This is a genomic window from Sphingomonas sp. PP-F2F-A104-K0414, from assembly GCF_004340945.1.
Taxonomy (GTDB): Bacteria; Pseudomonadota; Alphaproteobacteria; order Sphingomonadales; family Sphingomonadaceae; genus Sphingomonas.
The window spans coordinates 360,591-381,872 of record NZ_SLYD01000004.1; the positions used below are offsets into that span (position 1 = coordinate 360,591).

At 64.8% G+C, this 21,282-nt stretch carries 21 protein-coding genes; 9 read left to right on the top strand and 12 right to left on the bottom strand.

What is annotated here, in order from left to right; all coding sequences use genetic code 11:
- The first annotated feature begins 54 nt into the window (after window positions 1-54).
- The 3 genes from C8J46_RS11645 (at window position 55) to C8J46_RS11655 (ending at window position 1,920) form a co-directional block, all read left to right on the top strand.
- Window positions 55-903: a metallophosphoesterase family protein gene (locus tag C8J46_RS11645; RefSeq protein ID WP_347812382.1), complete on the top strand. Its 849-nt coding sequence runs from the start codon at window positions 55-57 to the stop codon at window positions 901-903.
- A 219-nt stretch (window positions 904-1,122) separates the two neighbouring features.
- Window positions 1,123-1,344 carry a hypothetical protein gene (locus tag C8J46_RS11650; RefSeq protein ID WP_207894160.1) on the top strand — a complete coding sequence of 74 codons (222 nt, stop codon included), beginning with the start codon at window positions 1,123-1,125 and terminating at the stop codon, window positions 1,342-1,344.
- A gap of 150 nt (window positions 1,345-1,494) precedes the next feature.
- Window positions 1,495-1,920, top strand: a complete 426-nt coding sequence (locus C8J46_RS11655; protein ID WP_132739082.1) for an HIRAN domain-containing protein — start codon at window positions 1,495-1,497, stop codon at window positions 1,918-1,920.
- 126 nt (window positions 1,921-2,046) lie between these two features.
- On the opposite strand, the gene C8J46_RS11660 is transcribed toward C8J46_RS11655, so the two are convergent.
- Window positions 2,047-2,805, bottom strand: a complete 759-nt coding sequence (locus tag C8J46_RS11660; RefSeq protein WP_132739085.1) for a molybdopterin-binding protein — start codon at window positions 2,803-2,805, stop codon at window positions 2,047-2,049.
- A gap of 51 nt (window positions 2,806-2,856) precedes the next feature.
- Between C8J46_RS11660 and map the strand changes: the two genes are divergently transcribed.
- The gene (gene map, locus C8J46_RS11665; RefSeq protein WP_132739088.1) at window positions 2,857-3,684 is read left to right on the top strand and encodes a type I methionyl aminopeptidase; all 828 of its coding nucleotides are present in this window, start codon (window positions 2,857-2,859) and stop codon (window positions 3,682-3,684) included.
- Window positions 3,685-3,686: 2 nt separating this feature from the next.
- Here map and C8J46_RS11670 read toward each other — a convergent pair whose 3' ends face one another.
- Complete coding sequence (locus C8J46_RS11670) at window positions 3,687-4,085, bottom strand: DUF1842 domain-containing protein (RefSeq protein WP_132739091.1); 399 nt, start codon at window positions 4,083-4,085, stop codon at window positions 3,687-3,689.
- Between the two features lie 220 nt (window positions 4,086-4,305).
- Here C8J46_RS11670 and purL point away from each other — a divergent pair, with 220 nt between their 5' ends.
- The 4 genes from purL to bfr all read left to right on the top strand — a co-directional run bounded on the left by purL (window position 4,306) and on the right by bfr (window position 9,629).
- Window positions 4,306-6,534 (top strand): phosphoribosylformylglycinamidine synthase subunit PurL, encoded by a 2,229-nt coding sequence (gene purL / locus C8J46_RS11675; RefSeq protein ID WP_093399272.1) that lies wholly within the window; start codon window positions 4,306-4,308, stop codon window positions 6,532-6,534.
- A 973-nt stretch (window positions 6,535-7,507) separates the two neighbouring features.
- Window positions 7,508-8,764, top strand: a complete 1,257-nt coding sequence (locus C8J46_RS11680; protein WP_132739094.1) for a DUF418 domain-containing protein — start codon at window positions 7,508-7,510, stop codon at window positions 8,762-8,764.
- 75 nt (window positions 8,765-8,839) lie between these two features.
- On the top strand, window positions 8,840-9,010 hold the full coding sequence (locus C8J46_RS21215; protein WP_082441433.1) for a (2Fe-2S)-binding protein: 171 nt from the start codon (window positions 8,840-8,842) through the stop codon (window positions 9,008-9,010).
- Between the two features lie 103 nt (window positions 9,011-9,113).
- Entirely contained in the window at window positions 9,114-9,629 is a 516-nt protein-coding gene (gene bfr, locus C8J46_RS11690; protein WP_132739097.1) for a bacterioferritin, read from the top strand.
- Between the two features lie 176 nt (window positions 9,630-9,805).
- On the opposite strand, the gene C8J46_RS11695 is transcribed toward bfr, so the two are convergent.
- The 10 genes from C8J46_RS11695 to secG form a co-directional block, all read right to left on the bottom strand.
- Entirely contained in the window at window positions 9,806-10,225 is a 420-nt protein-coding gene (locus tag C8J46_RS11695; protein ID WP_243643343.1) for an Hpt domain-containing protein, read from the bottom strand.
- Between the two features lie 104 nt (window positions 10,226-10,329).
- Entirely contained in the window at window positions 10,330-10,548 is a 219-nt protein-coding gene (locus C8J46_RS11700; protein WP_132739103.1) for a sulfurtransferase TusA family protein, read from the bottom strand.
- Between the two features lie 6 nt (window positions 10,549-10,554).
- Window positions 10,555-11,943, bottom strand: a complete 1,389-nt coding sequence (gene der / locus C8J46_RS11705) for a ribosome biogenesis GTPase Der (RefSeq protein ID WP_132739106.1) — start codon at window positions 11,941-11,943, stop codon at window positions 10,555-10,557.
- Window positions 11,944-12,015: 72 nt separating this feature from the next.
- Window positions 12,016-13,338 carry a PQQ-binding-like beta-propeller repeat protein gene (locus C8J46_RS11710; RefSeq protein ID WP_132739109.1) on the bottom strand — a complete coding sequence of 441 codons (1,323 nt, stop codon included), beginning with the start codon at window positions 13,336-13,338 and terminating at the stop codon, window positions 12,016-12,018.
- Window positions 13,335-14,072: a tetratricopeptide repeat protein gene (locus C8J46_RS11715; RefSeq protein WP_132739112.1), complete on the bottom strand. Its 738-nt coding sequence runs from the start codon at window positions 14,070-14,072 to the stop codon at window positions 13,335-13,337. Before C8J46_RS11715 ends, C8J46_RS11710 begins: the two co-directional genes overlap by 4 nt.
- A gap of 71 nt (window positions 14,073-14,143) precedes the next feature.
- Window positions 14,144-15,004: a 3-methyl-2-oxobutanoate hydroxymethyltransferase gene (gene panB, locus C8J46_RS11720; protein WP_132739115.1), complete on the bottom strand. Its 861-nt coding sequence runs from the start codon at window positions 15,002-15,004 to the stop codon at window positions 14,144-14,146.
- Between the two features lie 56 nt (window positions 15,005-15,060).
- A complete protein-coding gene (locus C8J46_RS11725; RefSeq protein WP_132739118.1) occupies window positions 15,061-15,495 on the bottom strand; it encodes a hypothetical protein in 435 nt (144 codons plus the stop codon).
- A 296-nt stretch (window positions 15,496-15,791) separates the two neighbouring features.
- On the bottom strand, window positions 15,792-18,221 hold the full coding sequence (locus C8J46_RS11730; RefSeq protein ID WP_132739121.1) for a TonB-dependent receptor: 2,430 nt from the start codon (window positions 18,219-18,221) through the stop codon (window positions 15,792-15,794).
- Between the two features lie 286 nt (window positions 18,222-18,507).
- On the bottom strand, window positions 18,508-20,142 hold the full coding sequence (locus tag C8J46_RS11735) for a CTP synthase (RefSeq protein WP_093399282.1): 1,635 nt from the start codon (window positions 20,140-20,142) through the stop codon (window positions 18,508-18,510).
- An 85-nt stretch (window positions 20,143-20,227) separates the two neighbouring features.
- Window positions 20,228-20,623 carry a preprotein translocase subunit SecG gene (secG, locus tag C8J46_RS11740; protein WP_056050855.1) on the bottom strand — a complete coding sequence of 132 codons (396 nt, stop codon included), beginning with the start codon at window positions 20,621-20,623 and terminating at the stop codon, window positions 20,228-20,230.
- A gap of 246 nt (window positions 20,624-20,869) precedes the next feature.
- Here secG and C8J46_RS11745 point away from each other — a divergent pair, with 246 nt between their 5' ends.
- The gene (locus tag C8J46_RS11745; protein ID WP_056050858.1) at window positions 20,870-21,202 is read left to right on the top strand and encodes a MarR family transcriptional regulator; all 333 of its coding nucleotides are present in this window, start codon (window positions 20,870-20,872) and stop codon (window positions 21,200-21,202) included.
- Window positions 21,203-21,282 lie beyond the last annotated feature (80 nt).

Consider the following 21,282-nt stretch of genomic DNA (forward strand, 5'->3'; position numbering starts at 1 on the left):
TATGATGGCCAACGGGTCCGCGTGCGTGTGTTGCGACCCGACGCGTTACCCCGTATGCGCGGCGCTTTCCTCGGTATTGCCGTTCGATACCGTCCTCCACACATTGTCGGCATCATGATTTCCAAGCTTTTCAAGTCACGTACCGCCGCAAAAGCCCCCACATCCTTTGTGCCCGAAGGGCAGCGGATCTATGCCGTTGGCGACATTCATGGCTGCGTCGATCTGCTCGACGAACTGATTGCGCTGATCGATACGGACGATGCGCAACGCGGGCCCGCCGATACAACGCTGATCTTCCTCGGCGACATCGTCGATCGTGGTCCGGCGTCCGCTGCCGTGGTCGAGCGCTTGCGTGGCTTGGCCGAGACCCGCGGGACGGTGCGGTTTCTACTCGGGAACCACGAGGAAATCTTTCTCGGGGCGCTCGACGGCGAACCCAAGGCGCTGCGCTTGTTTTGCCGGATCGGCGGACGCGAGACCATGTTGAGCTACGGCATGGACGCCGCCGAATATGAACGGCTGGATTATGAAGAACTCGTCCAGCGCCTCGGCGACCTCGTCCCTCCGGAGCACCGCGACTTCATGAGCGCGTTCGAGGACATGATCGTGATCGGCGATTACGCGTTCGTGCACGCTGGCGTGCGCCCCGACGCGCCGCTGGATCGGCAGCGGCCTTCCGATCTCCGATGGATCCGCGATCCGTTTCTCGATCACCGAAACAAGCTCGAGAAGATCATCGTTCATGGTCATACGATGACGGACGACGTCGAGCATAGGAACCATCGGATCGGCGTCGATACGGGTGCGTACGCGTCCGGCAAGCTGACCGCACTGGGTTTGGAAGGCGGCGAAACGTGGCAGGTGCAGACGACGGGGTGGCGTGCCCCCGATGCGCCGTCCTAGCTTCTGGCGAAGCGCATGTCGTTTTGGCGGAAATTTACGGCAACGAGGGCGATACGCCCCTTTCTCCGACCTTCGGCAACGGCTATGCACACCGGAAGGCAGATGCATGTTGCACTGCCGCAACAGTACGGGACACTTCGGTTTCGTACCAGTTACCGCGGTTGCCTTGCGGTTGGTTTCGTGCCAATTGCGGGGCGACGAGCACAAAGGGAGTTCATCATGCGTCTTGGGAAGTACATCCTGACCGCAGCAGCAGCCACGATGGCAGTTGCTCCGGCCATGGCAGCACCGGCAAGCCAGCCGGTTCGTTCGGGTTCGGTTTCGGCTGACAAGAACGAGCTGGCAGGCGGCGGCGTTATCGTCGCAATCCTGGCAGCGGCGGCAGTCGTAGCCGGGATCGTCATCGTTGCAGACAACGACGACAACTCGGACAGCAACTAAGTCTAACGACTTCGTTGAAGGAAATAGCGGTCTTCGGGCCGCTATTTTTTTGTCTATGGTCCATTGCTGCCTGACGATTTGCGATACCGCGCTGTACACCCAGGCTGAGTGCGCCAAGGCGTCATGCATCGAGGCTGGGAGATTCGCGCGATGGACGAACTGACGCTCGGCGTGGTCGGCATCGACTTCGCCAACACGGATCGCAGCAAGAGCAACCGGCGGATGGAGTTGCTGCTCTGCATCCCCGGCGAACCGATCGATCTGCGGCGCGAACCCAAGAACCCGCACGACGCCAACGCGGTCGCGGTGTTCAGCGTACGCGGCGTCCAGATGGGCTATCTCTCCGCCGAACGCGCTCCGCTGATCGGCCGGCGAATGCAACAGGAAGAGCACGTCGTCGTGTTCCAGGCGCTGGTCGGCAGCATGGGCTATGTCCGGATCCGCTTCGGCGACGGTGCGCCGACGCTACCGGATCTTGTGGAAGGAGAGCTCGCGGCCCGGTCACGCAGTCGCGCCGCGCCCTTCGATCCGGACGCGTTCTATCCTGATCCCGAAGGCCCGGAGTGGGGGGAGTGAACTCCTGATCCTCCCCCCGCGGAGATATCTGGTACTTGCCGGACGGAGGGGGCACACAACAGAGGTCGTCACCCCCGCCGTCGCTACGCGCCACCTCCCCCTGGCGGGGGAGGATCACCAATCGCCTTAAATCCCCTGTGCAGTAACCACCCGCCCGGTCGCTTCGAGATCGCGCGTCAGGTCGGCGAGGCAGCGGTCGACCAGCGCCTCGTCCGAACTCCGCACCACGAAGTTCGCGCCCGTCTTCCCATCGCGGAAGAACGGATAGCTGCCGATCGCGACGCCCTCGTGCGCCTTCTCGGCGTCGCGCAGGATGTCGGCGACCTCGCTCTCCGCGACCCAGCAGCCGATCGTCTTCGACACCACCGGGCGGCCGCCCTCGAGCGTTCCGGTCAGCGCGTCTAGCATCCCCGCGGTGATATGCGGCACGCCCGCCATGATGAAGATGTTGCCGATCCTGATCCCCGGCGCGCCCGACACCTTGTTGTCGATCAGGTCCGCGCCGACCGGCACCCGCGCCATCCTCGCGCGCGCTTCGGTCAACCCGCCGCGCGTCGCGTAATATTGCTCGAGCACCGTCATCGCGCGCGGATGATGCTCGACCGCGACGCCGAGCGCCTCGGCGATCGCGTCCACCGTGATGTCGTCGTGAGTCGGCCCGATCCCGCCGGTCGTGAACAGATAATCGTTGCGCGCGCGCAAGATGTTGACCGCCTCGACGATCGCCTCGGTCTTGTCGGCGACCACGCGCACCTCGGCGAGGCGGATGCCCTGCACGTTGAGCCAGGCCGCGATCTGCGTGACGTTCTTGTCTTGCGTGCGGCCCGACAGGATCTCGTCGCCGATGATCGTCAGCGCGGCCGTCCAGATGCGTTCCTCTACCATGCCCCTCGCATAGCCTCGCAAAAGCGCGCCCGCCACGCTATATCGCGCGACATGACCGAATATGTAACCGTCACCTCGGACCAGCCCGACGCGCGCACCGGCGCCATCAAGCTGCATGGCCCCGCCGCCTTCGAAGGCATGATGAAGGCGGGCAGGCTCGCCGCAGAGACGCTCGACATGATCGTGCCGCACATGGTGCCGGGGGTTACCACCGCCGAGATCGACCGGCTGATCTACGACTTCATCATCGCCGGCGGCGGCGTGCCCGCGACGCTCGGCTATCGCGGCTACACGCACAGCGTCTGCATCTCGATCAATCATGTCGTCTGCCACGGTATCCCGAGCGAAAAGACGCTGAAATCGGGTGACATCGTCAACGTCGACGTCACGCCTTTGCTCGACGGCTGGCACGGCGACACGAGCCGGATGTACCTGATCGGCGACGTGCCGATCAAGGCACGCCGCCTCGTCGAAGTCACCTACGAATGCCTGATGATCGGCATCGAGCACGCCAAGCCCGGCAACCGCATGGGCGACGTCGCCAACGCGATCCAGCGCCATGCCGAAAAGCACCGCTACGGCGTGGTCCGCGATTTCTGCGGGCACGGCGTCGGCCGGCTGTTCCACGACGCCCCCGAAGTCGTCCATGTCGGCAAGCCCGGCACCGGCCCCGAGCTTCGCCCGGGCATGATCTTCACGATCGAGCCGATGATCAACATCGGTCGCCCCGACGTGAAGCTGCTCGACGATGGCTGGACGGCCGTTACGCGCGATCGCTCGCTGTCCGCGCAGTTCGAGCACTCGATCGGCATTACGGAAGACGGCTGCAAGATCTTCACGCTGAGCCCGAAGGGGTACACGCAGCCGCCTTACGTATAGGATCAGCCGGTGGAGACGTTCTTCACCGTGCAGTCGGTGATGACGTGGCCGTTATATTCGAACGATCCCTTGCCGTTCCAGTCCTTCGCCACTGCCAGCGCCACGCTGAAGTGCGCGAGATAGGACCCGATCGCGGGCGGCGGTACCGACACGATATACTGCCCGGTCAGGTGCACGAGCAGGGTGTCCTGCCCGAACCCGGTGTGAAGGATCGCGCCGGTAACATACGGGATGATCGTCGTTCCATAGGGTGGCGGTAATGCCTGCGTGATCTGTGCCGAGCCGGAAACTTGTCCGGTCACGGCATTCACCCCCAGATCGAGATGAAGCGTTGGCGCACCGGCAAACCCGCCATGCTTAACGTCCAGCTTTACTATATAATATCCGACTGCCTCGGTCATGAATATTTCCTCCTGAGGATCTATGCTGATCCGCTATTGAAGTTCCACATACGAAGACTGTCGAGTCCAGCGGGATTGGGTCCGAAACGAACCGGCCGAAACCGCCGGCATCCGCCCGACACCTCTCCGACCCACCCCCGACACCGTCATGCGCGATACCGCCATACGAATCTGATGTACAAAGGGTGACGCGGACCGTCCGCGCCGCTATCTGCGCCCCATGACCGAGATCACACCGCAGATCGTCGCCGACCACGGCCTGTCCCCCGAAGAATATGAGCGCGTCCTGCGCGCCATCGGCCGCGAGCCGAACATGGTCGAGCTCGGCATCTTCTCGGTCATGTGGTCCGAGCATTGCAGCTACAAATCCAGCAAGATTCACCTGATGAAGCTGCCCACCAAGGGCCCCCGCGTCATCTGCGGCCCGGGCGAGAACGCCGGCGTCGTCGATATCGGCGACAATCAGGCGGCGATCTTCAAGATGGAGAGCCACAACCACCCGTCGTACATCGAGCCGTATCAGGGTGCTGCGACCGGCGTCGGCGGCATCCTGCGCGACGTCTTCACGATGGGCGCGCGACCGATCGCCAACCTCAACGCGCTGCGCTTCGGCCGCCCCGATCACCCCAAGATGCGCCACCTGATCTCTGGCGTGGTCCACGGCATCGGCGGCTACGGCAATTGCGTCGGCGTGCCGACCGTCGGCGGCGAGGTGAACTTCCACAGCGCGTATGACGGCAACATCCTCGTCAACGCGATGACCGTCGGGATCGCCGACCAGGACAAGATCTTCTATTCGGCCGCATCCGGCATCGGCAATCCGATCGTCTATGTCGGCAGCAAGACCGGCCGCGATGGCATCCACGGCGCGACGATGGCCTCAGCCGATTTCGGCGAGGATTCGGACGCCAAGCGCCCGACGGTCCAGGTCGGCGATCCCTTCACCGAGAAGCTGCTGATCGAAGCCTGCCTCGAGTTGATGGCGACCGACGTCATCGTCGCGATCCAGGACATGGGCGCCGCGGGCCTCACGTCTTCGGCCGTGGAAATGGCGTCGAAGGGCGGCGTCGGCATCGAGCTGACGATGGACGACGTGCCGCAGCGCGAGACCGGCATGACGCCGTACGAGATGATGCTCTCGGAATCGCAGGAGCGCATGCTGATGGTCCTCAAGCCCGGTCGCGAAGCCGAGGCCGAGGCGATCTTCAAGAAGTGGGAGCTCGATTTCGCGGTGATCGGCCGCGTCACCGACACCGGCCGCATGGTCCTGACGTTCAAGGGCGAAACCGTCTGCGACATCCCGCTTGGGCCGCTCGCCGACGAAGCGCCGCTCTACGATCGCCCGCACGTCCCGACGCCGAAGCCTGCGCCGCTCGCCAACGCGCCGCATAGCAGCGACATCGCCGCCGACCTGCTCACGCTGATGGGCTCGCCGGACGTCGCCTCGCGTCGCTGGATCTGGGAGCAGTACGACCACATGGTCGGCGCCGACACGGTGCAGCGCCCCGGTGGCGACGCCGCGGTCGTCCGCGTCCACGGCACGCAGAAGGCGCTGGCGATGACCACCGACTGCACGCCGCGTTACTGTTTCGCCGACCCGGTCGAGGGCGGCAAGCAGGCGGTCGCCGAAGCCTGGCGCAACCTGACCGCGGTCGGCGCGCTGCCTTTGGCGGTTACCAACTGCCTCAACTTCGCCAACCCGCAGCGTCCCGAGATCATGGGCCAGATCGTCGGCTGCCTCGAAGGCATGAGCGACGCCTGCATCGCGCTCGACTTCCCGATCGTGTCGGGCAACGTCTCGCTCTACAACGAGTCGAAGGCGACGGGCGGTGGCTCCGCGATCCTGCCGACCCCGGCGATCGGCGCGATCGGCTTGCTCGCTGACTGGCAAAAGAATGCGACGATCGCGTTCAAGGGCTCGGGCGACATCATCCTCGCGGTCGGCACGCGCGGCGGCCATCTCGGCCAGTCGCTCTGGCTGCGCGAATGCCACGGTCGCGAACAGCTCGACGCCGGCCCGCCGCCGCCGGTCGATCTTGCCGCCGAGCGCCGTGTCGGCGACCTCATCCGCGAAGCGATCGCGCTCGGCCAGCTGACCGCGGTCCACGACGTCTCCGACGGGGGCATCGCGGTGACGCTGGCCGAGATGGCGCTGGCCGGCGGCATCGGTGCGATGATCGACCGGAAGCAGCCATTCGACTGCGCGCGCTCGTTCTTCGCCGAAGACCAGGGGGTCTATATCGTCACCGTCGACGACCATTCGCTGCTCGACTTCCTCGGCGCGGCGCATGCCGCCGACGTCGAGGCCGAGCCCCTGGGTCGCACCGGCGGCAAGCGCCTGATCTTCGAACGCCCCGACCGCGACGACGTCATCGCGCTCGACACGCTGCGCACGGCGCACGAGGGGTTCTTCCCGAAGCTGATGGGGGTCGACGCGGCGCTGGCTTAAGGCAACGCGGCGGCGGGCGTAGTGAAACGCAGCCTGCTGCGGGCTACCGTTGCTCGCAACTGCCTGCCCCCAAGAGCGCCACCCCGGCGGAGGCCGGGGCCCAGTTGGGAAGGCCGAGGTAACCGAGCACCGCGCTCATCATCGCCGTTCCCCAACTGGGCCCCGGCCTCCGCCGGGGTAGTGGATTGAGAGCAGGGATAGCTTCGAACCACAGTATGTTTCCCCGCGAAGGCGGGGACCCAGTCTGGGCTCCCGCCTTCGCGGGAGAACAAGGAGCGGAGAGGTGTCGTCCGATTGAGCTCACGTCAGGTTTGGCCACCTCCCCCTCTCCGTCATCCCAGCGAAAGCTGGGATCTCCCGCACCGGGCCGCAGCGCTCACCAACGGGGATACCTCAGCGTTCGCTGGGGTGACGGGGGCGGATCGGCTTCGGGGGCGATAGCCGAGGAGGACAACAGGCGAGATACGGCGGGGTATTGCGCAGGGACGACAGGTCAAGCAGATGACCTGCCGGCTGGCCCACGCACCAAGCCGCGAGGCATCTGACGCCGAGATGCCCCTCAAGGCGGACTGTCCTACACCATCGCGATATGCCAGCGTCGGACCATGATCGAAGCATTCCATGCCTACAGCGCTGCCAAGACGCATCGACCGGATTCGAGCGTAGACCAAGCACCACCTGTGTCGGGCCGGCCCAGCCGAGGCCGCCACTACCGCAGCGGCGCTGAGCGCGATCATGCCGTCTTCCAGCGTCGACAACGACCTCACGGAAATACCGCGCGAGCGTCTATACTTTCTATACTTCACTTTTCCCGCATCCCCTCTGCCCCCACCAGAACCGCCACGCTCAACCTCATCCGTAGCGTCGCCGTCACCGGCAAGTCCGCCGTTAAGATCGCCTCACCCCAAGCGATACGACGCCCCCACGAAATACTGCGCGAGCGTCTGCACTTTCTATACTTCACTCTGCCCGCATGACCCCCGCCCCCACCAGAATCGCGACGCTGGACCTCATCCGAGGCGTCGCCGTCATGGGCATCCTCGCCTCAAACATCGCCGCATTCGGCTTCCCCGAATTCGCCTACATGACCCCCGCCTCGATGGGCGCGCCGAGCACGCCCGACCTGATCGCCTGGACCACGACCTTCATCGTCATCGACGGCAAGATGCGCGGACTGTTCTCGTTCCTGTTCGGCGCATCGATGCTGCTGGTCATCGACCGCGCCGAGGCGAATGGCGAAGACCCGGCAACGGTCCACTTGCGCCGCATGGCGTGGCTGTTCGTGTTCGGCATAGCGCATCTGTACCTTCTCTGGTGGGGCGACATCCTCGCGCACTACGCGCTGGTCGGCGCGATCGCGTACATGTTCGCGCGGTTGCCGGTCCGCTGGCTGATCGGCGTCGGGCTCGCCTGCATCGCGTTCCAGACGGTCGAGTTGACGACGCTCGTCGCCTACACGTTCGACCTCCACGGCGCCGCGCTCCAGCCGGGCGCAACGGCGCGAGTCATCACGAACTGGCAACTGTTGGCGGATCAATTCGGCCAGCCCTCCCGCGCCTCCGTCACCCGCGAACTCGCCATCGGCCGTGGCGGATGGCGCGATCTGGTCGCGTGGCGCTGGACGCACGCCGCTGGGCCGATCACGTCCCTCACCGCCACTGGTCCGGAAACGCTAGGCTTCATGCTGTTCGGCATGGCGGCGCTGCGATCGGGGTTCCTGACGGGGGAATGGTCGCGGCGACGCTACACCGTGATTGCGGTCGTCGGGATCGGACTCGGCTGGATCGGCTATGCGGCAATAGCGGCGTTCGACATCGCCCATGGGTTCGACGCGCGCTATGTCGCGCTGTCGTGGCTCGCGCTCGCAACCCCGCTTCGGCCACTGACGATCATGGGGTACGCCGCGGCAATCATCCTGCTCGCACGGCCCGGCGGCTGGCTGACGACTCGCGTCGCGGCGGCAGGTCGAATGGCATTCTCCAACTATCTCGGCACGACAATCCTCTGCACCACCCTGTTCTATGGATATGGGTTCGGGCTGTACGGCGCACTGTCGCGAGCCCAGCTCTATCTCGTGGTCGTGCCGATCTGCCTGCTGATGCTCCTATGGTCGAAGCCCTGGCTCGATCGATTCCGCTATGGTCCGCTCGAATGGCTGTGGCGTAGCCTCTCGCGATTCGCGTGGCAGCCGATGCGCGGTTCGGCGTTCACGACGAACCGATCGGACTAGTTGCAAATAAGACGCAAAACAGCTTGCGAGTGGTTCGCATTATCCGTATCTCCTGCTTACAGCTAGGGAGTTCCCATGGTCGTCTGCGTTTGCAATGCCATACGAGAATCCGACGTTCGCAACTGCGCACGCGGCGGTTGCACTACACCGTGCCAGGCCTTCCGTTCGATGGGCCGAAAACCCAAATGTGGCCAGTGCACATCGATAGCGCGAGCGATTATCGACGAGGAACGCGCCGCTGCATAAGCGTCGCAACAGCTAAGAAAGCCCGGAAAACCGCCATTTTTGGGGGTTGTGCTAATCTGTGTCAGCCCGCTACATGCTCCTCAGAGGTGACGGAGATATGGCCATGCGCGGCGACCCCCAAGTAATCGAATATCTGAACGAGGCGCTCAAGAACGAGCTGACCGCGGTCAATCAATATTGGCTCCATTACCGGATGCTCGAGCATTGGGGCGTCTACAAGCTCGCCCAGTACGAGCGGATGGAATCGATCGACGAGATGAAGCATGCCGACTGGCTGTCGGAGCGCATCCTGTTCCTCGATGGCCTGCCGAACTTCCAGCTGCTCGGCCGCCTCCGTATCGGCGAGACCGTCGAGGAAGTCCTGAAGTCGGATCTCGCGCTCGAAGTCGAGGCTACCGTCCAGCTCAAGGGTGCGATCTCGTACTGCGAAGAGGTCAAGGATTACATCAGCCGCGACCTGTTCGCGCGCATCCTCGCCAGCGAGGAAGAGCATGTCGACACGCTTGAGCGCCAGTTCGAGATGATCGCGCGGATGGGGATCCACAACTACATCCAGCTGAACTCGATCTCGGAGCATGACTCGCCCAAGGCGGGCGCGGCGCCGTATCTGAAGGGGTGAGCTACGGGCGATGCCGGTGATCCGGTATCGCCTGCAGGACTTCATCCTCCCCCGCCAGGGGGAGGTGGCGCCTTAGGCGACGGAGGGGGAGGACACGGAGCAGCGGTTTCGCCTGCCTCCCCCTCCGTCAGGCTAACGCCTGCCACCTCCCCCTGGCGGGGGAGGATTGATTTCTTTTAGTCTCCGCCGAACCCCGTTGGGATCGCGCGACGACCGAACCCACCACCGACGACAGGCTTGCGCGCGACGATCGGGTTGGCTTCGCGCTCCAGCAACGTCAGCGTTTCGCCAAACAGCGGGCGCAGGCGAACAATATGCTCCAGCGCCTCCTCAGGCGTATCCTGTAGCTCCACGCAATCGCGTGCGATCGTCTCGATCGCCTCGGCGAGATCCGCCAGCGGCTCGGCACCGAACTGTCGCGCTTCGCCCTTGAGCGTGTGCGCCGGGATCACCATCGCCGCGGCATTCAGCGCGCGCATCGCCGCTTCGATCGCCGCAACCGACTTCACGCCGTCCTCGCGGAAATAGCCCAGGATACGGACAAATCCCGCACCCAGTTCACTTCGGGCTTGCGAATACGCCGGCCAGTTGATCAAGGTGCTTCCTTCGAACGACACTGTCGCCTTCTCCCGTTGAGCAGTAGCGCCATCAAGATTTAAATCGCATCTTACCCGTTTCAGGTAAACACACTGTTGTCATACTACCGACAAGTTACGACAAAGGTCCGGTAAAATTCGTCCAAAATGATCTTTACCGTCGCGCCGGCCGCGTCGGCGACCGCGGCGAGTTCGGTCGGTGCTTGCGGATCGTCCGCCAAGACCTCGACCCGCCGCGCACCATCACGCAACGCGCGGGCGAGCCGCAGCGCCGGCCAGGGGCAGCGCATGCCCCTGGCATCGATACGAACCACGTCGGACATCGCAGCCTAGTTGCCGCCGCCGCCCTTGCCGTTGTCGTCATAGGGGTTCTTGGGCGCACGGAACATCAATCGGACCGGCACCGCGCCGAAACCGAGGTCCTTGCGCATCGAATTGACCAGATAGCGTTCGTAGCTCGCGGGCAGCTGATCGACGCGCGTGCCGAAGATGACGAAGCTAGGCGGACGCGTCTTGACCTGCGTGACGTAGCGCATCTTGATCCGCTTGCCGCCTGGGGCCGGTGGCGGAGTCGCCTCGATCGCGCGCTCGAACCAGCGGTTGAGTTCGCCGGTGCCGACGCGCTTCGACCAGGCGTCGCGGGTGTCGAAACAGGCCTGGAGCAACTGGTCGATGCCCTTGCCGGTCGCGCCGGACACGGTCATCACGGTGACGCCCTTGACCTGGCTGAGGCCGTCTTCGAGCGCACGCTTGACGCCGTTGAACAGCGACGATGCGCTCTCGGCGATATCCCATTTGTTGAGCGCAATGACGAGCGCACGGCCCTCCTGCAGCACCTTGTCGGCGATGCGGAGATCCTGCGCCTCGAGGCCCAGCGTGGCGTCGAGCAGCAGCACGACGACCTCGGCGAAGTCGACCGCATGGAGCGCGTCCTCGACCGACATCTTCTCGAGCTTGTCCTGCACCTTGGCACGCTTGCGCATGCCCGCGGTGTCGATCAGGCGGACTTTGCGCGCTTCGCCACCGGTCGGGTGCCAGTCGTAGTCGACGCTGATCGAATCGCGCGTGATGCCGGCTTCCGGGCCGGTGATCATGCGGTCTTCGCCGAGGATGCGGTTGACGAGCGTCGACTTGCCGGCGTTCGGGCGGCCGACGATCGCGAGCTTCAGCGGGCCTTCGTACTCGTTGTCGGGCTGCTCCTCGGGCGGCTCTTCCTTGCCTTCGAGCAGCGGGAGCAGGCCTTCGAACAGGTCGCCCATGCCTTCGCCGTGCTCGGCCGACAGCTGGACGGGGTCGCCGAAGCCTAGTGCAAGCGATTCGAGGATGCCGTCTTCGCCGGCGCGGCCTTCGGCCTTGTTGGCGACGAGGAGGACGGGAACATCGGCAGTGCGCAGCCAGCGCGCGATCTCTTCGTCCAAGGGCACGATCCCAGCGCGGGCGTCGAACAGGAACAGCGCTACGTCAGCCTGCGCGACGGCGGCCTCGGTCTGCTGGCGCATCCGGCCGGGCAGAGTCTGCGCGTCGTGGTCTTCGTAGCCGGCGGTGTCGATGATGCGGAATTCGAGACCGATCAGCGACGCGTCGCCTTCGCGGCGATCACGCGTAACGCCGGGCCGGTCGTCGACCAGCGCGAGCTTCTTGCCGACGAGGCGGTTGAACAGAGTCGACTTGCCGACATTTGGGCGGCCGACGATCGCGACCACGGGGAGTTTGGACATGAGGGTGGCCTTAGCGCGTGTCGCGGCAAAGGTCACCTAGTCCCTCTCCCCGCCGGGGAGAGGGACTAGGCGTCACCTATACGCGGTGACCTTGCCCTTCTGGTCGAGCGTGTAGAGCGTCGAGTTCGCAACGATCGGCGGCAGCGAGAACGGCGTTTTCGTCTCGATCGTCGAGCTTACCGTGCCATCGGTCGGCGAGACGAAATTGATCTCGCCGCGCGAGTTGGTGAGGACCAGACGGTTGCCTGCCAGGATCGGGCCGAACCACGTGATCGCGTTGCTGCGCTTCTTCTCGTTCTGGAAGCGCTTCAGCTGCGCGATCCAGCGCGCCTTGCCGTTCGAGCGCGACAGGCAGACCAGGCGCGCATCGTCGGTGACAACGAACAGCCACTCGCCTGCGATCCACGGCGTAGAGATGCCCGCGAAGTTCTGCTCCCACAGACGCTGGCCGGTCGACAGTTCGAGCGCGACCATGCGGCCACCCTGCCCGACCGCATAGACGCGGCCGCCGTCGATCACCGGTGCGGCGTCGATGTCCGACAGGCTCGACACCGAGGTGGTGACCGAGGTGCGCGAGAGTGCATCCTGCCAGAGGATACGACCATTCTCGTAGCGATAGGCGCTGAGCTCGCCGCTCGAGAAGCCGGCGACCACGGTGCCCTGGCTGACCGCGGGGGCTGCGACGCCGAACACGCCCTGTGTTTCGAGCGTGCCCGACTGGACCCACTGAACCTTGCCGTCGGCCTGGTTGAGCGAGAAGACCTGGTTGTCCTGCGTCAGGACGTACACCGCGCCATTGGCGACGGTCGGCGAACCACGCAGCGGCGCGCCGGGCTTGGCACGCCACAGGATCGCGCCATCGGCCGCGTTCATAGCAACGACGTCACCGACGCCGTCGGTCGCGTAGAGCTTGCCGTCGTCATAGCTGACGCCGCCGCCGAACCGTGCCGAGCGGTTGATCTTGCCCTCGGTGATCCCCGCGCTCCACAGTGCCGCGCCGGTATCGGCGGTGAACGCGTGGATCGTCGCGGTGACGTCGGTCACGAACAGCTTGCCGTCGGCGACGACCGGCGCCGCGCCGAGACGCTCGCGGTTCGAGCCGCCGTCGATTCCGGACTGCCAGAGGCGCTTGGGCTGATCGGCGAGCGCGAGCTGGCCCATCGATTTGGCGGGGTTGCCGCCGGGCTGCGCCCAGGCGTCGTTGACCGCGGGCGCGGGCAGCAGGACCTGGACGTCGGCGATCGTCTTGTCGGTCTCGACCTCGTTTTCCGAGACGAGGATCGAGACGCGGTCGCCGAGCGTCGGCGTCTTCTTGACGCTACCCTTGAAGATCCCGCAACCGCTGAGCGCCACCAGCGCGGCGACGGCGACCGTCACCCGATATGTCTTCATCATTGCGCCTTGGTATCCTCGTTTGATGCAGCCGGAGTGATCACCCTGACCGTAGCTCCAGTGGCAACAGCATCCACGCCCAGTACGCCGGCCATCTGAACCGCACGTTGACGAATTGTCTCGGGCACGCCGGTATCGCGCGCGATCTGGCCGAACAGCGTGCCTGCCTGCTGGCGCTGGTTCATATGGAGATACGCGATCGCGACCATCTCGCCCGCACTGCCGAGCCAGGGGCCACCGGGAACGGCGAGCGGACGGAGGCGCTCGACGACGACCTGCGGCTTCAACGTATCGAACTCGGCCGAGGTCTGGCGAACAAGCGCCAGATCACGGAAAGGCTTGGCGAGCGACGTGTCCGCGGCGATCGTACCGAGCTTGGCAGCGGCGCCCTTCAGGTCGTCCTTCTGGAGCAGCACGTCCGCCTGCGTGAACAGCGCAAGCGCGCGGTAGCCATCGCGGTTCGACTTGGCGAGTTCCGCGAGCGGCTTCGACGCAGCGGCGGCGTTGTTCGCACCGAGCGAATCGTACGCAGCCTGGAGTTGCTCACCCTCGACGCCGGCAGCCTCGCCATTGTGATGCTGCCAGTAGAGGAAGCCGGCAAACGCGGCGAGCGCGGCGACGACGCCGATCGCGACCCATTTGCCCCACGTCGTCCAGAATCCGGCGAGTTGGTCGCGTCGGAGTTCTTCGTCGACCTCGCGCAAAAATGCTTCATCGGTTTTCGGCGGGAGGGCCAAGGACAGCTCCGGAATATTTGGGGGATGGACGGCGCGGACCTTAGCCGCGCCGGGACCGAAACGGAAGCGGATCAATCCTTGGGGGCGTAGACCTGCTCGGGCCCTGGGAATACGCGGCCGCGGACGTCCTCGGCATAGGTCTGCGCGGCGGTCGAGATCGTATCGGCGACATCGGCGAAGCGCTTCACGAACTTGGCGGTACGGTCGAACATGCCGAGCATATCCTCCGTCACCAGCACCTGGCCGTCGCACTGCGCCGATGCGCCGATCCCGATCGTCGGGCAGGCAACGGTGTTGGTAATCTCGATCGCTATCGGCTCGACCACGCCTTCGATCACCAGCGAGAACGCGCCCGCGTCGGCGATGCTCTGCGCGTCGGCGACGATCTTGGCGGCTTCCTCGGGCGTGCGACCGCGCGCGCCGTAGCCGCCGAGCACGTTGACCGCCTGCGGGGTGAGGCCGACATGGCCGACCACGGGGATGCCACGCTCGGTGAGAAATTTGACGGTCGGCGCCATCGCGGTGCCGCCCTCAAGCTTCACCGCCGCCGCGCCGGTCTGTTTGAGCAACCACGCTGCGCTCTCGAACGCCTTTTCGGGCGACGCCTCATAGCTGCCGAACGGCATGTCGATGACGACGACCGCGTGATAGCTGCCGCGCACCACCGCTGCGCCGTGCGCCGCCATCATCTCAAGCGTGACGGGTACGGTCGAGGGCAGGCCGTAGATCACCTGCCCCAGGCTGTCGCCGACCAGCAGCATGTCGCAGTGCGGATCGAGCAGCTGTGCCGTGCGAACCGTGTACGCGGTGAGCATGACGAGCGGCGTCTTGCCCTTCTGCCGACGGATCGCGGGGATCGTCAGGCGCTTGAGCGGGGCCGGCGTCGGGTTCGCGCGACTCGTCGCGGTGTCGAGGGTGTAGGTCGTGGACATGCGCGCGTTCTAGCGTGCGACCCTGGACTCGCCCAGTCTTCGCAGCCTTACCCGGTTCAAACCGCCCAACCCTTGTGCCGCGCATGGCCGACGAGCCAGAGCGTGAATGCGGCAATACCGATAATCACGAAGGGAAAACCAAGCGTCTCGCTGGCACCCTTTTGCGCGACGATGTCGGTCGAGGCGAACAGCCAGCCGAACTGCACGATCGTAGCGCCGAGCGATGCGATCAGGAACGGGCGGGCACTGGCACGGCGCATGAACAACAGCACGGCGCCGATCAGCCCGGCCAACACCGCGACGGCGAACAGCGGATCGTACCAGTTGGGCAACGCCGCGTAGAGCGCCCGGTCATAGGCACTCGCCCTCCCCATCGCATCAGCGCCGAGTCGCACCTGTTGCAGACACATGAAACAACCAACGAGCCCCCAGACGACGAGGGCGCCCGTGGTCAGCCGAAACGACAAGGGCCCCTGTCGTACGAAGAACATGCCGCCACCCTCGTTAGTCCGGCTCGATTAGCCTGAGCCTATTGCTTTGGATCAACAGACTGCGCTTCGCAGGGGCTGCGCGCAAGGGGATGGCGTCGGACGCGCATCGATGCAGCTTGAGGGCGTCGATTGCTCCGAACCGGAGAGACATCGGGAGCTTCCGACTGCGATGTCTCTCCGGGCCGTATCCCGCCGTATAAGACGTCAAACCTGAACGCGCAGTGACGATCAGGAGTGACGATCAGGGGTGACGATCAGGAGGTGACGTTCAGGGGGTGACGACTTGGACGTAACGATCAGAACGACCGCGAGACGGTCAGGCCATAGGTGCGCGGATCGCCGGGCTGTCCGACGACGAGACCGGTGCTGCCCGATTGGAGCGCAAGCACCTCGTAATATTTCTCGTCGAACGCGTTGCGAAGCCAGCCGAACACGTTCCAGCTGTCCTTCGCCTTGAATCCGAGGCGGAAGTTGCTGAGCGCGTAGCCGTTGATATCGGTATAAGCCGAGCGCGACGGATTGGACGAGAAGGTCGACCGGTAACTGCCGTCATAGCCAAGATACACCTGGCCATCGAGACCGCCGAGCGTTGCCGGCAGGTCGTATTCCGCCCCGTACGAGAACGCCCATTTCGATACGCCGGGCAGGCGCTGACCGGATATGTCGCAGTTCTGCGGGCTGATGCCGCCGGCGGTACCGGGTGCGCTCGGCGTCTGGCCGGCGGTCGTGGTGGTGCCACCGGACAGTTCGGGCGGGCATGGGGCATCGACGAACTTCACGTATTTCGCGTCGGTATACGCCCCGTTCGCGTAGAAACTGAACCGGTCGGTGGGACGGAACGCCGAATCGAATTCGAGACCGCGGGTCCGAACCTTGCCGGCATTGGCGAGATAGCCGCGCAGTACGCCGAGCTGGCCGTTGGTAACGGTCGCCTGGTAATCGCTGATTTCGGTCCAGAACCCCGCGAGGTTCAGGGTGACTCGGCGGTCCAGGAACTGGGTCTTGAGCCCCAATTCGAAGTGGTTCACCTTTTCGGGCTTCACCGTAGCGGCCGACAGGATCGGGTTGTTGCTGCCGTCTAGCGGCAAGCCCGACAGGTTGATGCCGCCCGACTTGTAGCTGCGCGCATAGGTCGCATAGGCGTGGATGTCAGACGTCACGGTGTAGGCCGCCGTGATGTCGCCCGACAGGTTCCAGTTGTCGAAATCGGGCTGATAGCTTTGCGGCGCGAGCACGCCGCGCTGATCCGCGGTCAGCGCCGTGCCCGTGCCGTTGGTGACGACCGAGACATAGTCGCCCTTCTTCTTGTCGTAGTTCAAGCGCAGGCCCGGCGCGATCTGGAACCGATCGCTGACGTTCCAGGTGAGCTTCCCGAACAGCGCAGCGCTGGTGTTGGTGAAGCCGATCGTATTGCGCGACGTCAGCCCGTTCAGCGTCGCCGGATTCTTGCCGCCCGCGCTCGTCGGGTTGAGCAGGAACGCACTTGCCGCCGGGCCCTGCACCTGAAGCCCTTGGGTATCGATCGTCTGGTAGAAATAGAACGCGCCGAGCACGTAATCGAGCGTGTGCTTGCCGTTCGAGGCGATCCTCAGCTCCTGGCTATACTGGGTCTGCTGCGACGGATTGGCGGAGACGGTGGTGATCGGCAGGCCGATGAAGTCGCGATCGTTCGACGGATCCCAGTTCCAGAACCGCCATGCGCTGACCGAGGTGATCGTCGACGCGCCGAGATCCAGATTGCCGAGCAGCGATACGCCGCCCAACTCCTGCTTCGCGCGCAACGGCGTGTCGACGTCGGTCACCCGGTCGAACGCGTTGGTCGATGGCACGACATAGCCCTGCGCGGCGGCGAGGGCGGCATATTGGCGGTTGAGCGGCCGCTGCGTCGCGCCGGTGCGCGCGTAATATTGAACGCAGCAATTCGGGTTCTGCTGGCCGTAATCGCCCGACAAAGCGAGATTGAGATTGTCGGTCGGCTTCCAGTAGAGCTGCCCGCGGACGCTCTTGTTATCCTGTGCGTTCAGATCCTTGCCGGTCACGACGTTGTGGATCGTGCCGTCGCGCTCGGTCACCGACGCCGACAGCCGGATCGCGAGTTTGTCGGGGATGAGGGGCCCTGACACCGAGGCCTTGGCCTGGATGAACTGGTAGTTGCCGGTGGTGAGCTCGATCCGCGCCTCAGGCGTGAAGCTGGGTTTGCGCGTCGTGATGTTGATCGCGCCGGCGGTGGTGTTCTTGCCGTAGAGCGTGCCCTGGGGGCCGCGGAGGACTTCGATCCGCTCGGTATCGGTGAAGTCGAACGTCGCCGAGGCGATCCGGCTGTAATAGACCTGGTCGACATAGATGCCGACGCCCTGCTCGATCCCGTCGTTGGTCAGCCCGAACGGTGCGCCGAGACCACGAATGTTCGCGGCGGAGTTGCGCGGGTTGGTGGAATAGAATTGCAGCGTCGGCTGGAGCTGCGTGAGCCGGCTGACATTGTACGCGCCGGTTTCGGCGAGCGCGGTGCCGCCGATGACGGACATCGCGATGGGGACGGTCTGGATGGTCTCGGCGCGGCGGCGCGCGGTGACGACGACGTCCCCGCCTCCGCCCTGCTGCTGGTTACCGAGACGGCCGTTGGCCTGCGGGTCAGCCTGCGCGCCAGCAGGCGTCGGCGGCGCGACGGGCGGCGTTGATACGGTAACGGCCTGACCGGCAAGCAACAGCGCAAGCGTAAGCGACATGAATGTTTTCCCCTGAACCTTGCCGCGGAAAGTCTACTGTTTCAGGGGATATTCAATGCGAGCTTGTCTTGGGGCGGGGAAAGCGCGGCTTCGTGGCGCTCGTTGGTAAGGACGAAGAGCTCAAGCGTACGATGGCCACCATCCGCGAACGGCACCCGCCGCCCTGTTTCCCCGCGAAGGCGGGGATCCAGCCTGGGCTCCCGCCTGCGCGGGAGAACAAGGAGGCGTTGGCAGGTATCTCCATGAGAACGACATCTCCCTCTCCCTTTGGAGAGGGAGATGTGACTCAGACCAGGCGGCTTTGCTTGACGGCGGCTTCGATGAAGCTGGCGAACAGGGGGTGCGGGTCGAAGGGTTTGCTCTTCAGTTCCGGGTGAAACTGGACGCCGACGAACCAGGGGTGGTCGGGGCGTTCGACGATCTCGGGGAGCGTGCCGTCTGGGGACATGCCTGAGAAGACGAGCCCGCCCTGCTCCAACGCTTCCTTGTACCCGGTGTTGACCTCGTAGCGGTGACGATGACGCTCCGAAATCTCGGTGCCGCCGTAGATCGACGCGACGACGCTGTTGCCGGTGAGCTTCGCGTCATACGCGCCGAGCCGCATCGTGCCGCCCATGTCGCCTTCCGCTGCACGCGTTTCGAGGCCTTCGCGGCCCATCCATTCGGTGATCATGCCGACCACCGGCTCGTCGGTCGGGCCGAACTCGGTCGACGACGCATTGGGGATGCCGGCGAGATCGCGCGCGCCCTCGACGCAGGCCATCTGCATGCCGAAGCAGATGCCGAAATACGGAATCTTCCGCTCGCGCGCGAATTTGACCGAGGCGATCTTGCCCTCCGCGCCGCGCTCGCCGAACGCGCCGGGGACGAGGATCGCGTCGCACGGCTCGAGCTGTCCGGCGATATCGCTCTCGGCATTCTCGAACAGCTCGGCGTCGATCCAGCGGACGTTGACCTTCACGCGATTCGCGATGCCGCCGTGGACCAAAGCCTCGTTGAGCGACTTGTACGCGTCCTGGAGCCCGACGTACTTGCCGACCACGCCGATCGTGACCTCGCCTTGCGGGTTGGTCAGGCGGTCCATGATCTCGGTCCAGCGCGACAGGTCGGGCGCCTCGGCGGGCTCGATCCCGAATGCGCGGAGCACTTCGATGTCGAGGCCTTCGCCGTGATACTGGAGCGGCACCGCGTAGATGCTCTTCGCGTCGAGCGCGGGGATGACCGCGCTGGCGGGGACGTTGCAGAACAGCGCGATCTTGGCGCGCTCCGACGGCGGCAGCGGATGTTCGCAGCGGCAGACGAGCACGTCGGGCTGCACGCCGAGCGCGGCAAGTTCGCGAACCGAATGCTGCGTCGGCTTGGTCTTCAGCTCGCCGGCGGCGGCGATGTACGGCACCAAGGTCACGTGGATGCTGATCGCGTTGCCGCGACCTTCCTCGTTCTTGAGCTGGCGAATCGCCTCGATGAACGGGAGCGATTCGATATCGCCGACGGTGCCGCCGATCTCGCAGAGGATGAAGTCGATGCCGTCGGTCTCGGCGCGGGCGAACGCCTTGATCGCGTCGGTGACGTGCGGGATGACCTGCACGGTCGCACCGAGATAATCGCCGCGACGCTCGCGGGTGATGATCTGCTGATAGATGCGGCCGGACGTGACATTATCCGACTGGCGTGAAGGAACGCCGGTGAAGCGCTCGTAATGGCCGAGGTCGAGATCGGTCTCGGCACCATCGTCGGTAACGTAGACCTCGCCGTGCTGATACGGCGACATCGTGCCGGGATCGACGTTCAGATACGGATCGAACTTCCGAATCCTGACGGTATACCCGCGCGCCTGGAGGAGAGCGGCAAGCGATGCCGCCATGAGACCTTTACCGAGCGACGAAACCACGCCCCCGGTGATGAAAATGTACCGAGCCATGGGAAGAGTCTCGTAGCGTGTGTTGGGGACGAACGACAAGAGCCCCGCGGATCACGCGAGGGTCTTTTATCGGCGAATGGAGTGTTTAGTTGGCTAGCGGGACCGCGCCGTTATCGGCGGGCTTCGTCGTGCCGGCCGGAACGCCAGCATTCTCGGCGCCACCGGCGAACGGTGCCGCGTCACCCTTGGGCTGCGCGGTCGGGACTGCCGTTGCCGCCGCCGGGGTACGCGCGAGTGACGTGTCGATCGTGGTGGTGCGGTGATTCGCTGCGAGGACCGCCAGCAGGATCGAGAACAGCACGAACATCGTCGCCAGGACGCCGGTCGCGCGGGTCAGGAAATCGGCTGCGCCGCGGGCCGACATCAGGCCCGAGGGACTGCCGCCCATGCCCAGACCGCCGCCTTCCGACCGCTGCATGAGGATCACCGTGACGAGGGCGGCCGCGATGATCGCGTGGATGACGAGCAGAAAGGCGAACATTGCGCGGAAAACCCCGGAACTTTTGCGAAGGCGCGCACATAGGCGACGTCGCGGTTTCGATCAACCGGGCGATCGACCGCGGCGCTGCCTCCGCATATCGCAAGGCAATCGCAAAACTACGGAAACATGACGTCCGGGCGGCGTTGTGAACCCGTAATGACGCTCATGACTGGGTATCGTGCACATAAATTCAGATGGCGGATCAACGCTGTGGCATCAATGGCAGCCAATACCTTATCGACCTGGATGACCGCTCTGGTGGATTATGTCCGCTCGGGTGAACCCGATCTGACCAATCGTCAGATGGCGCTTCTTCTGCTCGTTTATCTCAAACCGGGGCCGCATACGGTGCGTGGCCTTGCCCGTGCGCTTAACGTATCGAAGCCGGTCGTCACGCGCGCCTTGAACAGATTGGGTGCCCTCGGCTATCTGCGCCGGCAACGCGACGATAGCGACAAGCGCAACATCTTCGTCGCGCGCACCACCGAAGGGGCAGATTTTCTTGAAGAGTTCGGGCAATTCATTGGCGACGGCCCCGCCCCCGCTGGTTCCAACGGGCGCGCAGCCGCTCACGCTTGAGCCATTCGACGATAAGGCCCGCACGAGCTTTTCGCTGACGGGCCGTTCGATCGAACTCGACCCGCGTACGCACGCGGTTC

Excerpts from the sequence above, each read along its gene's own strand:
- C8J46_RS11645 (WP_347812382.1), top strand. The coding sequence starts at position 55 with ATGCGCGGCGCTTTCCTCGGTATTGCCGTTCGATACCGTCCTCCACAC.
- C8J46_RS11650 (WP_207894160.1), top strand. The coding sequence starts at position 1,123 with ATGCGTCTTGGGAAGTACATCCTGACCGCAGCAGCAGCCACGATGGCA.
- C8J46_RS11655 (WP_132739082.1), top strand. The coding sequence starts at position 1,495 with ATGGACGAACTGACGCTCGGCGTGGTCGGCATCGACTTCGCCAACACG.
- C8J46_RS11660 (WP_132739085.1), bottom strand. The coding sequence starts at position 2,805 with ATGGTAGAGGAACGCATCTGGACGGCCGCGCTGACGATCATCGGCGAC.
- map (WP_132739088.1), top strand. The coding sequence starts at position 2,857 with ATGACCGAATATGTAACCGTCACCTCGGACCAGCCCGACGCGCGCACC.
- C8J46_RS11670 (WP_132739091.1), bottom strand. The coding sequence starts at position 4,085 with ATGACCGAGGCAGTCGGATATTATATAGTAAAGCTGGACGTTAAGCAT.
- purL (WP_093399272.1), top strand. The coding sequence starts at position 4,306 with ATGACCGAGATCACACCGCAGATCGTCGCCGACCACGGCCTGTCCCCC.
- C8J46_RS11680 (WP_132739094.1), top strand. The coding sequence starts at position 7,508 with ATGACCCCCGCCCCCACCAGAATCGCGACGCTGGACCTCATCCGAGGC.
- C8J46_RS21215 (WP_082441433.1), top strand. The coding sequence starts at position 8,840 with ATGGTCGTCTGCGTTTGCAATGCCATACGAGAATCCGACGTTCGCAAC.
- bfr (WP_132739097.1), top strand. The coding sequence starts at position 9,114 with ATGCGCGGCGACCCCCAAGTAATCGAATATCTGAACGAGGCGCTCAAG.
- C8J46_RS11700 (WP_132739103.1), bottom strand. The coding sequence starts at position 10,548 with ATGTCCGACGTGGTTCGTATCGATGCCAGGGGCATGCGCTGCCCCTGG.
- der (WP_132739106.1), bottom strand. The coding sequence starts at position 11,943 with ATGTCCAAACTCCCCGTGGTCGCGATCGTCGGCCGCCCAAATGTCGGC.
- C8J46_RS11710 (WP_132739109.1), bottom strand. The coding sequence starts at position 13,338 with ATGATGAAGACATATCGGGTGACGGTCGCCGTCGCCGCGCTGGTGGCG.
- panB (WP_132739115.1), bottom strand. The coding sequence starts at position 15,004 with ATGTCCACGACCTACACCCTCGACACCGCGACGAGTCGCGCGAACCCG.
- C8J46_RS11725 (WP_132739118.1), bottom strand. The coding sequence starts at position 15,495 with ATGTTCTTCGTACGACAGGGGCCCTTGTCGTTTCGGCTGACCACGGGC.
- C8J46_RS11730 (WP_132739121.1), bottom strand. The coding sequence starts at position 18,221 with ATGTCGCTTACGCTTGCGCTGTTGCTTGCCGGTCAGGCCGTTACCGTA.
- C8J46_RS11735 (WP_093399282.1), bottom strand. The coding sequence starts at position 20,142 with ATGGCTCGGTACATTTTCATCACCGGGGGCGTGGTTTCGTCGCTCGGT.
- secG (WP_056050855.1), bottom strand. The coding sequence starts at position 20,623 with ATGTTCGCCTTTCTGCTCGTCATCCACGCGATCATCGCGGCCGCCCTC.
- C8J46_RS11745 (WP_056050858.1), top strand. The coding sequence starts at position 20,870 with ATGACCGCTCTGGTGGATTATGTCCGCTCGGGTGAACCCGATCTGACC.